Source organism: Capillimicrobium parvum, assembly GCF_021172045.1.
GTDB lineage: Bacteria > Actinomycetota > Thermoleophilia > Solirubrobacterales > Solirubrobacteraceae > Capillimicrobium > Capillimicrobium parvum.
Genome location: NZ_CP087164.1, coordinates 4,087,626 through 4,101,603, shown reverse-complemented (window position 1 = coordinate 4,101,603; position 13,978 = coordinate 4,087,626). Strand labels below are relative to the sequence as shown.

At 70.8% G+C, this 13,978-nt stretch carries 13 protein-coding genes; all 13 read left to right on the top strand.

Translation table 11 applies throughout. From position 1 onward, the window contains the following. Positions 1–13 precede the first annotated feature (13 nt). The 13 genes from DSM104329_RS19950 (at position 14) to rpmA (ending at position 13,975) form a co-directional block, all read left to right on the top strand. The gene (locus DSM104329_RS19950) at positions 14–2,557 is read left to right on the top strand and encodes a valine--tRNA ligase (RefSeq protein ID WP_259311603.1); all 2,544 of its coding nucleotides are present in this window, start codon (positions 14–16) and stop codon (positions 2,555–2,557) included. Beyond that, positions 2,554–3,837 carry a bifunctional folylpolyglutamate synthase/dihydrofolate synthase gene (locus DSM104329_RS19945; protein WP_259311602.1) on the top strand — a complete coding sequence of 428 codons (1,284 nt, stop codon included), beginning with the start codon at positions 2,554–2,556 and terminating at the stop codon, positions 3,835–3,837. The genes DSM104329_RS19950 and DSM104329_RS19945 overlap by 4 nt, the downstream gene beginning before the upstream one ends. Positions 3,838–3,961: 124 nt before the next feature. Further along, positions 3,962–4,513: a zinc ribbon domain-containing protein gene (locus DSM104329_RS19940; RefSeq protein WP_259311601.1), complete on the top strand. Its 552-nt coding sequence runs from the start codon at positions 3,962–3,964 to the stop codon at positions 4,511–4,513. Between the two features lie 98 nt (positions 4,514–4,611). Then, positions 4,612–5,016, top strand: coding sequence for a nucleoside-diphosphate kinase (ndk, locus tag DSM104329_RS19935; RefSeq protein WP_259311600.1), 405 nt, complete (start codon positions 4,612–4,614; stop codon positions 5,014–5,016). A 151-nt stretch (positions 5,017–5,167) separates the two neighbouring features. Further along, positions 5,168–5,785 (top strand): Maf family protein, encoded by a 618-nt coding sequence (locus DSM104329_RS19930; protein WP_259311599.1) that lies wholly within the window; start codon positions 5,168–5,170, stop codon positions 5,783–5,785. 128 nt (positions 5,786–5,913) lie between these two features. Then, complete coding sequence (locus tag DSM104329_RS19925) at positions 5,914–6,963, top strand: rod shape-determining protein (RefSeq protein ID WP_259311598.1); 1,050 nt, start codon at positions 5,914–5,916, stop codon at positions 6,961–6,963. 49 nt (positions 6,964–7,012) lie between these two features. Beyond that, positions 7,013–7,876 (top strand): rod shape-determining protein MreC, encoded by an 864-nt coding sequence (gene mreC, locus DSM104329_RS19920; protein ID WP_259311597.1) that lies wholly within the window; start codon positions 7,013–7,015, stop codon positions 7,874–7,876. After that, the gene (mreD, locus tag DSM104329_RS19915; RefSeq protein WP_259311596.1) at positions 7,873–8,445 is read left to right on the top strand and encodes a rod shape-determining protein MreD; all 573 of its coding nucleotides are present in this window, start codon (positions 7,873–7,875) and stop codon (positions 8,443–8,445) included. The genes mreC and mreD overlap by 4 nt, the downstream gene beginning before the upstream one ends. Continuing rightward, positions 8,442–10,385: a penicillin-binding protein 2 gene (gene mrdA / locus DSM104329_RS19910; RefSeq protein WP_259311595.1), complete on the top strand. Its 1,944-nt coding sequence runs from the start codon at positions 8,442–8,444 to the stop codon at positions 10,383–10,385. Before mreD ends, mrdA begins: the two co-directional genes overlap by 4 nt. Next, positions 10,382–11,599, top strand: coding sequence for a rod shape-determining protein RodA (gene rodA, locus DSM104329_RS19905; protein WP_259311594.1), 1,218 nt, complete (start codon positions 10,382–10,384; stop codon positions 11,597–11,599). Before mrdA ends, rodA begins: the two co-directional genes overlap by 4 nt. Before the next feature lie 14 nt (positions 11,600–11,613). After that, complete coding sequence (locus DSM104329_RS19900; protein WP_259311593.1) at positions 11,614–13,404, top strand: Rne/Rng family ribonuclease; 1,791 nt, start codon at positions 11,614–11,616, stop codon at positions 13,402–13,404. Between the two features lie 3 nt (positions 13,405–13,407). Next, positions 13,408–13,719, top strand: a complete 312-nt coding sequence (gene rplU / locus DSM104329_RS19895) for a 50S ribosomal protein L21 (RefSeq protein ID WP_407655850.1) — start codon at positions 13,408–13,410, stop codon at positions 13,717–13,719. After that, the gene (rpmA, locus tag DSM104329_RS19890; RefSeq protein ID WP_259311591.1) at positions 13,709–13,975 is read left to right on the top strand and encodes a 50S ribosomal protein L27; all 267 of its coding nucleotides are present in this window, start codon (positions 13,709–13,711) and stop codon (positions 13,973–13,975) included. Before rplU ends, rpmA begins: the two co-directional genes overlap by 11 nt. Positions 13,976–13,978 lie beyond the last annotated feature (3 nt).

Sequence of the window (13,978 nt, the reverse complement as noted above, 5' to 3'; positions counted from 1 at the left end):
CTCCATCGCTCACATGAGCGACCTGGAGTCCCGCACGCGCTTCGAGCCCGCCGAGGTGGAGCCGCGCATCACCAAACGCTGGCTGGAGTCGGGCCTCTTCTCGCCCGAGCCTGAGGGCACGCCGGACGAGAACTACTCGATCGCGATCCCGCCGCCGAACGTCACCGGCGCGCTGCACATGGGTCACGCGCTGAACTCGACGATCCAGGACACGCTGATCCGCCTGGCCCGGATGGAGGGCAGGCGGACGAAGTGGATCCTCGGCACCGACCACGCCGGGATCGCCACCCAGAAGCAGGTCGAGACGCTCCTCGGCCGCGAGGGGACCTCGCGCCAGGAGTTGGGCCGCGAGGCGTTCGTCGAGCGGGTGTGGGAGTGGCGCGAGCAGTACGGCTCGACGATCATCGAGCAGCTCAAGCGGCTGGGCGCCTCCTGCGACTACGACGGCGAGCGCTTCACGCTCGACGAGGGCTACGTCGAAGCCGTCCTGAAGGTCTTCGTCGCCCTCTACGACAAGGGCCTGATCTACCGCGACAACCGGATCGTCAACTGGGATCCGGGGCTGCGCTCGGCGATCAGCGACCTCGAGGTCGACCCGCGCGAGGTCACCGACACGCTGTACTCGATCGCCTACCCGCTCGAGGGCGGCGGCGAGCTCGTCGTGGCCACCGTGCGCCCGGAGACGATGCTGGCCGACACCGCGGTCGCCGTCAACCCGGCCGACGAGCGCTACCGCGACGTCATCGGCCGCACCGCGATCCTGCCGATCGTCGGGCGCCGCCTGCCGATCATCGCCGACGAGTACGTCAAGACCGACTTCGGCACCGGCGTGTTGAAGATCACGCCGGGCCACGACCCCAACGACTTCGAGATCGGCCGCGCCCACGGGCTCGACGAGATCACCGTCATCGGCGAGAACGGCCGGATGAACGAGGAGGCGGGCGAGGACTTCGCCGGGCTGACCGTGATGGAGGCGCGCGACCGCGTCGTCAGCCGCCTCGAGGCCGAGGGCCTGATCCGCGCACGCGAGGAGTACGTGCACGAGGTGCCGTTCAGCCATCGCTCGGGGGAGCGGGTGGAGCCGCTCGTCTCGCTGCAGTGGTTCATGCGCATGGAGCCGCTGGCCGCGCCGGCGATCGAGGCGGTGCGCGACGGGCGCGTGCGGTTCGTCCCGGAGCGCTGGGAGCGGGTCTACCTGCAGTGGATGTCGGAGATCCGCCCGTGGTGCGTCTCGCGCCAGCTGTGGTGGGGCCACCAGATCCCCGTCTGGTACCGCGACGACGAGGTCTACTGCGGGCTCCAGGAGCCGCCCGGGGAGGGCTGGGAGCGCGATCCCGACGTCCTCGACACGTGGTTCTCCTCGGCGCTGTGGCCGTTCGCGACGCTCGGCTGGCCGCAGGACACGCCCCAGCTGCGCGCGTTCTACCCGACCGACGTGCTCTCGACGGCGCGCGACATCATCTTCCTCTGGGTCGCGCGGATGATCATGATGGGCCTCGAGTTCCGCGAGGAGATCCCGTTCTCCCGGGTCTACATCCACTCGGTCATCCAGGCGCCCGACGGGCGGCGGATGAGCAAGTCGCTGGGCACCGGGATCGACCCGCTCGACGTCATCGACGCCCACGGCGCCGACGCGACGCGCTTCGGCCTGCTCGCGATGTCGTCGACCCAGGACGTGCGCTACAGCGCCGAGAAGGTCGAGCAGGGCCAGCGGCTGGCGAACAAGCTGTTCAACGCCTCGCGGTTCATGCTGCTCCGGGTCGGCGACGGAGTCGAGCCCGCGCCGGTCGCCGGCGCGGTCGAGGACCGCTGGATCCTGTCGCGCCTGCAGCGGGCCAAGCGGGCGACGCGCGAGGCGATCGAGGCCTTCGAGTTCCACCGCGCGGCGCTCGGCCTCTACGAGTTCGTCTTCGACGAGCTGTGCGACCGCTACATCGAGCTCGTCAAGCCGCGCCTCGACGACGACGACGTGCAGGCCACGCTGCTGCACGTGCTGACCGAGACGCTGGCGATGGCGCATCCCATCATCCCGTTCGTCACCGAGGAGATCTGGGCGCTGCTGCCGGCGGGCGTGCAGCGGCCGGATCTCCTGGCGGCGGCGCCGTACCCGGCCGCCGACGACGCGCTGCTGGACCCGGAGGCCGAGGAGGCGGTCGAGCGCCAGTTCGAGGCGGTGCAGGCCGTGCGCGGCTGGCGCCAGGCGGTCGGCGTGCCGCCCGGGCCGCGGCTGCCGGCGCGCCTGGACGCGGCCGGCTACGACGACATCGCGGCGGGCATCGCGCTGCTCGCGCGCCTCGAGCTGTCCGCGGACGGGGGCGAGGCGGTCGCCACGATCCCCGTCCCGGGCGGTGCCGTCGCCGTGCTGCGCTCGGACGCGGTCGACCTCGAGGCGCACTCGCGGCGCCTGGCGGAGCAGCGCACGGAGCTCCAGGCCGAGATCCGCCGCGCGGAGGGCAAGCTCGCCAACCAGGGCTTCGTGGGCAAGGCGCCGGCCGCCGTCGTCCAGGCCGAGCGCGACAAGCTCGAGCGCCTGCGCCAGGAGCTCGCGGAGCTTTGAACCCGGCCCATCCGCCCGGCGCGGCGGGCGCCGCGCCCTGCTGGACCGAGGACCAGGCCGAGGGGTACCTGCTCGGCCTCGAGCTGTTCGGCATGCGGTTCGGGCTGGACCGCATGCGCCGCCTGCTGCTGACGCTCGGCGAGCCGCAGCAGCGGTTCGGCTCCGTGCACGTCGTGGGCACGAACGGCAAGTCCTCGACCGTGCGCATGATCGCGGCGATCCTGGAGCGCCACGGGCTGTGCACGGGGGCGTACCTGTCGCCGCATCTCGTGCGCTTCGGCGAACGGGTGCGGATCGGGGAGCAGGACGTGTCGCCCGATGCGTTCGCGGCCGCCGTGCAGCGAGCGGCCGGGGCGGCGGCGAAGGTCGACCGGACGCTGGGCGAGGACGATCGCGTCACGCAGTTCGAGGCGCTGACGGCGGCGACGTTCTCGGAGATGGCGCGCCGCGAGGTCGACGTGGCGGTCATCGAGGCGGGCCTCGGCGGGCGCTGGGACGCCACGAACGTGCTCGACTCGCGCGTGGCCGTCCTGACCAACGTGGGGCTGGAGCACACGCGCTGGCTGGGGCCGACGGTGCGCGACATCGCGCGCGAGAAGCTCGCGGTGGTGCGGCCGGGCTCGACGCTGGTCGTGGGGCCGGACCTGCACCCCGACGCGATGGACGAGGCGCGCCGGGTCGACGCCCGGCTGGTCGTCGCGTCGGCGGGCGCCGCGGGCGACGCTGTCGAGTTGGCGGCCCGGGGCGGCTTCCAGCGCCGCAACTTCGCGGTGGCGCGGGCGGCCGCCGAGGCGTACCTGGGTGGGCTCGACGAGGCTGCGGTCATGGCGGCGGCGGCCGGCACGCTGGTGCCGGGCCGGTTCGAGCAGCTCTCCGCCGACCCGCCGACGTTCCTCGACGGCGCCCACAACCCGGGCGGCATGGTGGCGCTGGCGGAGACCGTGCGCGAGGAGCTCGCGGGGCGGCCGTTGACGCTCGTGCTGTCGATCCTCGACGACAAGGACGCGGGCGAGATGCTGCGCCAGGTGGTGCCGCTCGCCCGCCGGGTCGTCGCGACGTCGAACGCGAACCCACGGGCGCTGTCGCCCGCGACGCTGGAGTCGCTGGCGCGGCAGGTCGGTGCGACGGACGTCCGGGGCGTGGCCGACCCCCGCCGGGCGCTCGCGGTGGCGCGCGAGGCGGCGGGCGCGGAGAATGGCGCCGTGCTCGTGACCGGATCGATCTATCTGATCGCGGATCTGCTGCGAACCGACCCCGGAAAAGCAGGGTCTACGCTGTGAACGACGAAGGACCATCCGTCATCGCCATGATCGCCGCCGTGGCCTTCATCGTGGCCTTGGTGATCCTGGTCTTCTTCGCCATCGGATACGGATTCGGCCGACTCTTCCTCTAGCCTTGGACGCCATGCTCGCAGTCTTCGGGATCAACAACGACGGGGTCAATCTCGCCGTCAACCTCCTGATCCTCTTTCTCGTCGTCATCTGGTTCGCCCTGATCTACTGGACGAACGCGGACGCGCGGCGCCGGATCGCGGATCCCATGCTCGTCGGATGCGCGACCGCGGCGAGCCTCTTCCCGTTCGTCGGGACGATCGTCTACATGATCGTGCGCCCGCCGGAGTTCCTCGACGACGTGCGCGAACGCGAGCTCGAGATCCAGGCCGCCGAGGCGCGCATGGTCGAGCTCGACCACCAGCTCTGCCCGCATTGCGACTACCCGGTGCAGCGCGAGTTCCTGCGCTGCCCGAGCTGCATGCGGCGCCTGAAGGACCCGTGCGTGAACTGCCAGAAGCCGCTCGACCCCGAGTGGCCGATCTGCCCGTTCTGCGAGACCGAGGTGCCGGGCGCGGTCCAGCCGACCGCCTCGCGCCGCCGGCGCCGTCGCGAGGAGCGCGACGAGCGCGAGCACCCAGAGCTCGGCGAGACCGCCGCGTTCGACGTCACGTCCGAGCCGTAGGGGACGCCGCGCCGCATCGCGGCGCCCGCGCCGGGCGGTGACGAGGGCGGCGTCTATCGTCTGGCGCCTTCCCAAGAGACCCCCAGAAGGAGACACCAGTGGACCGGACCCTCATCCTGGTCAAGCCGGATGCGTTCAAGCGCGGGCTGACCGGCGAGATCATCGCCCGCTTCGAGCGCAAGGGCCTGCGGCTCGTCGCGCTGGAGCAGCGCACGCTCGACGAGGCGATCGCCAGGCAGCACTACGCCGAGCACGAGGGCAAGCCGTTCTTCGGCGAGCTGGTCGAGTTCATCACGTCCGGCCCGCTCGTCGCGCTCGTCCTCGAGGGCCAGGACGCCGTGAAGGCCGCCCGCCAGGTCATCGGCGCCACGAACCCGCTCGAGGCGGCCACCGGCTCGATCCGCGGTGACTTCGCCATCGAGGTCGGCCAGAACATGGTCCATGGGTCGGACTCGCCCGAGTCCGCCGAGCGTGAGGCGAAGCTGTTCTTCCCGAACCTCTAGTGCGGCCGTCCGGAGGTTCTTCGAGGTATTCGGTGGATGATCGTGCGTGGCTGGGGGCGGTCGCCGGCCGCTCGCATGCTGGCGGTATGTGTGCGGTCGGCGACCGCCGTCCGACGCGTGCGAGCGCCGCCGAGACCCGAAGAACTTGCGGATGGGTGTACTAGCCCAGGGGGTGCCGATGGCCGGCCGCGACGCTGAAGGCACGAAGGTGAACGCTGCCGGCCAGAGGTGGGCCCCCCTGCCGTATCCGCTCGTCCTCGCGAGCCGCTCGCCCCAGCGGCGGGCGATCCTCGAGCAGCTCGGCGTGCCCTTCGAGGTGCGCCCGGCCGACGTCGACGAGCTCGCGCAGGGTGACCCGCACGTGGTCGCCCTCGAGAACGCCCGCCGCAAGCACGCGGCGATCGACGGCGAGCACGTGCTCGCCGTCGACACGCTCGTCGCCCTCGACGGCGCCATCTACGGCAAGCCGCGCGACGAGCCCCACGCCCGGGCCACCCTGCGGGCGCTGTCCGGACGCACCCACGACGTCATCAGCGGCCTGGTGCTCGACGACCACGCGACCATCGCCGTCACGAAGGTCGCGTTCCGCGAGGTCGACGACGCCCTGCTCGACTGGTACCTCGCCAGCGGCGAGTGGCGCGACCGGGCCGGCGGCTACGCCATCCAGGGCCGGGGCGCGGCGCTCGTGGAAGCGATCGAGGGCGACTACCTCAACGTCGTCGGCCTGCCGGTCGCCGCCCTGCTCGACCTGCTCGACGCGAGCCGGTAGACGCGGAGGCGACCTTATGGAATCCAGCACTTTTCCGGTCTAGGGCGGGCGTGGCCAACCGCTACACTGCCCCCGGACGCGGCCCCTCGTGGCGCTGACCGCGCCGCGTCCGCTCGCAGCACTCCAACATGGGCTTCTTCAGCTATCTCACCGGCTTCGGTGGCCGCGACATGGCCGTCGATCTGGGCACCGCGAACACGCTCGTCTACGTGCGCGGCCGCGGGATCGTCCTCTCGGAGCCGAGCGTGGTCGCCATCGACCAGCGCACCGGTGAGGTGCACGCCGTGGGGATCGAGGCCAAGCGCATGCTCGGACGCACGCCCGGCACGATCACCGCGATCCGCCCGCTCAAGGACGGCGTCATCGCGGACTTCGACGTCACCGAGGAGATGCTGCGCCACTTCATCCAGAAGGTGCACCAGAACCGCTGGGCCCACCCGCGCGTCGTCGTGTGCGTCCCGTCGGGCGTGACCGGCGTCGAGAAGCGCGCCGTGGAGGAGGCCTGCCTGTCGGCCGGCGCCCGGACCGCCTACCTGATCGAGGAGCCGATGGCGGCCGCGATCGGCGCGGGGCTGCCGGTGGGCGAGCCGACCGGCTCGATGGTCGTCGACATCGGCGGCGGCACCAGCGAGGTCGCCGTGATCTCGCTGGGCGGCATCGTCGTGTCGAAGTCGATCCGCGTCGGCGGCGACGAGCTCGACGAGGCGATCATCAACTACGCCAAGCGCGAGTACAAGCTGCTGATCGGCCAGCAGACCGCGGAGGAGCTGAAGCTCGAGATCGGCTCCGCCTTCCCGATGGAGGAAGAGGTCCAGGCCGAGATCCGCGGCCGCGACATGGTGTCCGGCCTCCCGAAGACGGTCGTCCTCACGAGCGAGGAGATCCGCCAGGCGCTCGAGGAGCCGGTCTCCCAGATCATCGAGGCGGTCAAGGAGACCCTTGACCGCACCCCTCCGGAGCTCGCGTCCGACATCATGGACCGCGGCATCATGCTCGCCGGAGGTGGATCGCTGCTGCAGGGCCTGGACGACCGGCTGCGGGAGGAGACCCAGATGCCCGCGCACCTGGCCGAATCGCCCCTGACGTGCGTGGCGGTGGGCTCCGGCCGGTCGCTGGAGGAGTTCGAGGTCATCCACCGCGCCAACAAGAATTCCCGCAACCGCCGCCGGCGCCCGTGATCATGGTGCTGCCGAAGCGCGGTTCAACCCCCGTGGAGAGACTTTCGCCGTGTACGACAAGACGGTGCGCCGCCGACGAATGGTCCTCGGACTGCTCGTCGTCTGCTCCCTGATCCTGCTCACCGCTTACTTCGGCGAAGGCGCCGGCAGCCCGCTGCACAGCGTGCAGCGCGGGTTCCTCCAGGTCGTCTCGCCGATCCAGGACGGGGCGAGCCGCGCGCTGAAGCCGGTCCGCGACCTCTTCGGCTGGTTCGGCGACACGTTCGACGCCAAGGACGAGCGCGACAAGCTGCGCAAGGAGCTCGAGCAGACCCGCCGCCAGGCGATCGCGAACGCCGCGGCCGCCCGCGAGGTCGACCAGCTGCGCAAGCTCGTGGGCCTCGACAAGGACCTCGGCGTCGACCAGATGTCGCCGGTCTCCGCGCGCGTGATCACGCGCTCGCCGACCCTGTGGTACTCGACGGTCTCGATCAACAAGGGCACCGGCGACGGCGTCCGCGTCGACCAGCCGGTGATCAACGGCGACGGGCTCGTCGGCACGGTGACCTCCGCGACGGGCAACGCGGCCATCGTCACGCTCATCACCGACCACACGAGCGGCGTGTCCGCCGTCGTCAACGAGAGCGGGGTGGCGGGCGTCGTGCAGCCCGCCGTCGGCAACCCGAACGACCTGCTGCTCGAGTTCATCCGCCGCGGCGACCGCATCGCGACGGGCCAGACCGTCGTCACCGCCGGATCGCGCTCGCAGCGCTACGAGTCGCTGTTCCCGCCCGGCCTGCCGGTGGGCCGCGTGACGAAGGTCGACGACACCGAGCTCAACGTCTACCAGCGTGTGCACGTCAAGCCGTTCGCCCAGCTGCGGCGCCTCGACGTCGTGCAGGTCCTGACCGACCCGCTGGGAGCGCGCGGGTGACGGGCGGCTCGACCCGCAAGCTCGTCTTCCGCGTCGTCGTGCTGGCGGTGGTGGCGACCATGCTCGAGATCGTTGCCGTCTCGCAGGTGTCGCTGTTCGGCGTGAGCGCCGACCTCACGCCGCTGGTGGTGATGTCGATCGGCCTGCTGTCCGGCTCGATCACCGGGGCGGTCGTCGGCTTCGGCATCGGGCTGTTCCTCGACCTCGCGCTCGTCCAGACGCTCGGCCTCAACTCGCTGATCTACACCGTGGTCGGCTACGGGGCCGGCCGGCTGCGCGAGCTGCGCGACCCGCAGGGCGCGGTGGTCCCGATCGCCGCCGGCGCCGCCGCGACCGCGATCGCGACGATCGGCTACTCGCTCGCGCAGTTCATGCTCGGCGTCGACGCCCCGGTCAGCTGGCTGCTGCTGCGCGACATCCTCACGACCATCGTCCTGAACACGATCCTGGCCGCGCCCGTCTTCGCCCTGATCCGCCGCTGGCTGCTGCCCGCCCTGCCGGACGACCCGCAGCGCCGCCGGCGCCGGGCCTACACGACCGGCGGCCTGTCGCCCCTCTCGCGCGCATGATGAACTCGGCGCCCCCACCGCCCGGCGACGACCCCCGCCGGCCCGCCATCACGCCGCAGCTCGCGCTGCGGGTGGCGGTGTTCGGCGGCATCGCGTTCGTCATGTTCGCGATCGTGTTCTTCCGGCTCTGGTACCTGGAGATCCTCAGCGGCGACCAGTACGTCTCCCAGGCCAACGACAACCGCGTGCGCGAGATCCGCATCCAGGCGCCGCGGGGCGACGTCACCGACCGCAACGGCGCGACGCTGGTGACCAACCGCCAGGCCACGGTCGTGCAGCTCGAGCCGGGCCGGCTGCCGAAGGACAACACCGAGCGCAAGCTGCTGTACCTGCGGCTCGGGAAGGTCCTGCGGATGAAGCCGATCGAGATCTCGCGCGAGGTCAACCAGCAGCGCCGCCTGCTGCCCTACGCGAACGTCACGCTGAGCCTGGATGCGCCCCGGGCGGTGCTCAACTACCTGCAGGAGCGCAAGCGGCAGTTCCCGGCGGTGACCGTCACCGACCAGTACGTGCGCCGCTACCCGCACACCACGCTGGCCGCTCAGCTGCTGGGCACGGTGGGGCAGATCGACACCGAGGAGCTCAAGCTCAAGCGCTTCAAGGGCGTCAAGCAGGGGACGATCGTCGGCCAGAGCGGCATCGAGTGGGAGTACGACCGCTACCTGCGCGGCCGCGACGGCGCGCAGCTGCTGCAGGTCGACTCCATGGGCGGCTTCAAGGGCGAGCTGCGCCGGCGACAGCCGGTCGCGGGCAGCAACCTGAAGCTGTCGCTGGACGTCAACCTGCAGAAGGCCGGCCAGGAGGCGGTGGCGACCGCGGGCGGCGGCCTGCCCGGCGCGTTCGTCGCGATGGACCCGCGCAACGGCGAGGTCCTCGCGATGGGCTCGTTCCCGAGCTATGACCCGTCGGTGTTCGCCAAGCCGATCACCCAGAAGAAGTACAACGAGCTGTCGTCGGAGGAGAACGGCGCGCCGCTGTTCGACCGCGCCACCGGCGGCCTGTATCCGACGGGGTCGACGTTCAAGCCGATCACCGCGCTGGCGGCGCTGGCCAACGGCGTCATCGACACGGGCACGGTGATCAACGACCCGGGCTGTCTGAAGGTCGGCATCCAGGAGTTCTGCAACGCGGGCAAGACGGTCAACGGCTCGCTGAGCCTGCGCCGGGCGATCCAGGTCTCGTCGGACGTGTTCTTCTACACGCTGGGCCGCGACCTCAACGGCCTCAAGGGCCAGCAGCTGCAGACCTGGGCGCACCGGATGGGCCTCGGGCGCCACACCGGCATCGACCTGCCCAGCGAGGGCACCGGCCTCGTGCCCGACCGCAAGTGGCGCGAGGAGATCGGCGCCAAGGAGCTCGCGTGCCGCAAGAAGGAGAAGAAGCCGTCGTGCGGCATCTCCGACGCGCGCCCGTGGTCGGTCGGCGACAACATCAACCTGTCGGTCGGGCAGGGCGACCTGCAGGCCTCGCCGCTGCAGATGGCGGTCGCCTACGCCGCGCTGGAGAACGGCGGCAAGGTCGTGCGCCCGCACCTCGGCCTCGACATCGAGGACTCCGAGGGCCGGCTCGTGCAGCAGATCGACCCGCCCGCCGCGCGCAGGATCAGCTTCCCGTCGGGCGCGCGCCAGGCGATCCTCGACGGCCTTCACGGCGCGGCCGCCGGCCCGGGCGGTACGTCGACGGACGTCTTCAAGGGCTGGCCGCAGGACCGCTACCCGGTCTACGGCAAGACCGGCACGGCCGAGCGCCCGCCGCATCCCGACCAGTCGTGGTACGTCGCGTTCGTGCCCGACAAGAACCGGCCGATCGTGGTCGCGGTGACGATCGAGGGCGGCGGCTTCGGCGCCGAGGCGGCCGCACCCGCGGCGCGCCAGATCCTGTCGCAGTGGTTCTTCGGGCGCAGCGGCCAGTTCGTGCGCGGGGAGTCGCACACCAGGTGAGCACGGCGGCGACCCCCATCCGCGAGCCCGGCGGCGACCCGCCGCCCCGCGCTACGGCCGGTGCCGCCCTGGGCCACCTGAGCCTGCGGCTGCCGTTCGACCCGCTGCTCCTCCTGGCCACGCTCGGCCTGCTCGCCTGCTCGTTCGTCGTGCTCAACGCGGCGACGCGCGAGGACATCGCGGGCTCGCCCGGCTACTTCCTGCACCGCCAGATGATCTTCGCCGGCGTCGGCCTGTTCGGCATGATCGTGCTGGCCCGGGTCGACTACTCGCGCTTCCGCGAGCTGACCTGGGGCCTGTACGGCGTCCTGTGGGTCATCATCGTCGCCAACCTCGTCCTCGGCGCCTCGACGCTGGGTGCGCAGCGGGCGATCCAGCTCCCGTTCTTCCAGTTCCAGGCCTCGGAGCTGGGCAAGGTCCTCCTGATCCTGGCGTTGTCCGGCTTCATCGTCGGGCGCTCGCGGCGGATCGGGGAGCGCGACACCACCGCCCGGGTCATGCTGCTCATGCTCGCGCCGGCGTTCTTCGTGATCGCCCAGCCCGACCTTGGATCCGGACTCGTCTACATCGTCATCGCGTTCGCCCTCCTGTACGTGGCGGGCGCACCGTGGCGGCACTTCGCCGGGCTATTCGCCCTCATGGCGATCGCCGTCACGATCGCCCTCGTCGCCGCCCCCGCGGCCGGCGTGCAGGTCCTCAAGCCCTACCAGGTGGACCGCCTCACGTCGTTCCTGTCGCCCAGCGACAACGCGGCCGACGAGGGCTATCAGCAGAACCAGTCGAAGATCGCCATCGGCGCCGGTCAGAAGACCGGGCGCGGCGACAACGCAACCCAGACGAAGCTCAACTTCCTGCCCGAGCACCACACGGACTTCATCTTCGCCGTGGTGGGCGAGCGCTGGGGGTTCGTCGGCTGCGCACTCGTATTGTCTCTGTACGCCCTCTTGATATGGAGATCCCTACGCATCCTGACGATGGCCAAGAACCTGTACGGCGCGTTGGTCGCCGGCGGGGTGCTGGCCATGTTGATGTTCCAGGTCTTCGTCAACGTCGGCATGAACCTCGGGATCATGCCCATCACCGGCATCACGCTGCCGCTGCTCAGCTACGGCGGCTCCTCGGTGATCACCACACTCCTGGCGCTCGGCCTCCTGCACTCGATCTACGTGCAGGGGCGCATGGCCGCCGCCTTCAAGTCAAGGACCATCCTGTGAAGAAGCAAGTGCTTGTGAGCGTCGACCGCGGGGAGACCCGCGTCGCGCTGCTGGAGAAGCCGAAGGGCAAGCGGACCTACCGCGTCGCCGAGCTCTATCTGGAGCGCCGCGGCAACCGCTCGATCGTCGGCAACATCTACAAGGGCAAGGTCGACAACGTCCTGCCCGGCCTCGAGGCCGCCTTCGTCGACATCGGCCTCGACAAGAACGGCTTCCTGCACGTCGACGAGATCGTGCTGCCCGGGGTCGAGACGCCCCGGCGCGGGCGCGGCACCGGCGACGGCAAGAAGATCACCGACCTGCTCAAGCCCGGGCAGGAGGTGCTCGTCCAGGTCGTCAAGGACCCGCTGAAGACGAAGGGCGCGCGCCTGTCGATGGAGCTCACCATCGCCGGCCGCTACATGGTGTACGCGCCGACCGGCGAGGGCGTCGGCGTGTCGCGCCGGCTCGACGACAAGGAGCGCGAGCGCCTGCGCAAGGAGGCCAAGGGCCTCGACCTCCGCGACGGCGGCGCGATCATCCGCACCGCCGCGGCGGGCGCCAAGCGCGAGGACTTCGAGCGCGAGCTGCAGTACCTGTTCAAGCTCAACGACGTCCTGCACAAGCGCGCCGACGAGCTGCCGGCGCCGTCGATGGCCTTCCAGGAGGCCGACCTGTCGGTGCGCGTCGTGCGCGACATCTTCTCCGACGACTTCGAGAAGGCGATCGTCGACGACCCCGGGCAGCACCACCGGCTCGTCTCGTTCTTCCACCGCACCGGCCCGGAGCTGGTCGAGCGCCTCGAGCTCTACGAGGGCGACCAGCCGCTGTTTGAGAAGTACGGCGTCGACGAGGTCCTGGCGGGCACCATGTCGCGCCGCGTGGACCTGCCCTCCGGCGGCTACCTGATGATCGACTACGCCGAGGCGCTGACCGTCATCGACGTCAACTCGGGCTCGTTCGTCGGGCGGGGCAAGCAGGCCCGTCTCGAGGACACGATCACGAAGACGAACATCGAGGCGGCCACCGAGGTCGTCAACCAGCTGCGGCTGCGCGACATCGGCGGCATCATCGTCATCGACTTCATCGACATGGCCCGCGCCCGCAACTCGCGCGAGGTCATGAAGACGCTGCGCGCCGCGCTCGACGAGGACCGCACGAAGACGTTCACCGCCGAGATCTCCAAGCTCGGCCTGGTCGAGATGACGCGCCAGAACGTCACCGAGGGCGTGCGGGAGATCATGACCCGAGCGTGTCCGACCTGCGACGGCGAGGGCGTCATCAAGTCCGAGGAGACGATCGCGATCGAGATCGAGCGGCGCCTGCGCGACGAGGTCGGCGATGACCCCGCCTACCTGGTGCGCATGAACCCGCGGGTGACCGCGCAGTTCACCGGCAACAGCGCCTCGGCGCTGCGAGCGCTGGAGGCCGAGACCGGCAAGGTCTTCTACTTCGAGGGCTCCGAGGGCCTGCCGCTGGACCACTGCACGATCACCGCGAGCGGCACCCAGGACGAGATCGCCGAGCAGGCGGTCCCGTTCCGGCCCGGCGACGAGCTGCTCGTCCACATCGTCGAGCCGCACATGTACAACGTCGACGACGCGGTCGCGAAGATCGACTCGTACCTCATCTCGGTGACCGGCGGGTTCCGCTACGTCGGCGAGAAGCGCCTCGTGCGCATCGACGAGGTCGGGCGCACCGCGGCGGTCGCGACGCTGCTCGACGCGGATGGCGAACCGGAGCCGCTAGACTCCGAGCCCCGGCGCCGTGGCCGCAGAGGTGGACGGCGCCGTTCCCGTGCCAAGGCCGAGAGCGCCAGCGAGTAAGACATGTATGCAGTCGTGAAAACCGGAGGCAAGCAGTACCGCGTCGAGAAGGGTCAGTACCTGCTCGTCGAGAAGCTGATTGCCGATGAGGGCTCCACCGTCGAGCTCGAGCCGATCCTGTTCCGTTCCGAGGACACCGTCTTCGACGCCGAGGGCCTGAAGAAGGTCAAGGTCTCGGCGAAGATCCTGGGCCACGAGAAGGGCGACAAGATCCGCGTCTTCAAGTTCAAGCCCAAGCGGGGCTACAAGCGCACCTCCGGGCACCGGCAGGACCTCACCCGCATCGAGATCACGGAGATCAGCCATGGCGCATAAGAAGGGGCTCGGCTCCTCGCGCAACGGCCGCGACTCGAACGCCCAGCGCCTCGGCGTGAAGGTGTTCGCGGGCGAGGCCGTCACCGGCGGCGAGATCATCGTGCGCCAGCGCGGCACCCGCTTCAAGCCCGGCGAGGGCGTGGGCATCGGCAAGGACGACACGCTCTTCGCGCGCAGCGCGGGGACCGTGGTGTTCTCGACCGGTCGCCGCGGGCGCGTCGTGTCGGTCGCGCCGGTCGCCGTCGCCGCCGAGTAGAAG

Bases quoted from the DNA above. Each gene is read 5' to 3' on its own strand.
- DSM104329_RS19950 (WP_259311603.1), top strand. From the start codon at position 14: ATGAGCGACCTGGAGTCCCGCACGCGCTTCGAGCCCGCCGAGGTGGAG.
- DSM104329_RS19940 (WP_259311601.1), top strand. From the start codon at position 3,962: ATGCTCGCAGTCTTCGGGATCAACAACGACGGGGTCAATCTCGCCGTC.
- DSM104329_RS19930 (WP_259311599.1), top strand. From the start codon at position 5,168: ATGGGTGTACTAGCCCAGGGGGTGCCGATGGCCGGCCGCGACGCTGAA.
- DSM104329_RS19925 (WP_259311598.1), top strand. From the start codon at position 5,914: ATGGGCTTCTTCAGCTATCTCACCGGCTTCGGTGGCCGCGACATGGCC.
- mrdA (WP_259311595.1), top strand. From the start codon at position 8,442: ATGATGAACTCGGCGCCCCCACCGCCCGGCGACGACCCCCGCCGGCCC.
- rplU (WP_407655850.1), top strand. From the start codon at position 13,408: ATGTATGCAGTCGTGAAAACCGGAGGCAAGCAGTACCGCGTCGAGAAG.
- rpmA (WP_259311591.1), top strand. From the start codon at position 13,709: ATGGCGCATAAGAAGGGGCTCGGCTCCTCGCGCAACGGCCGCGACTCG.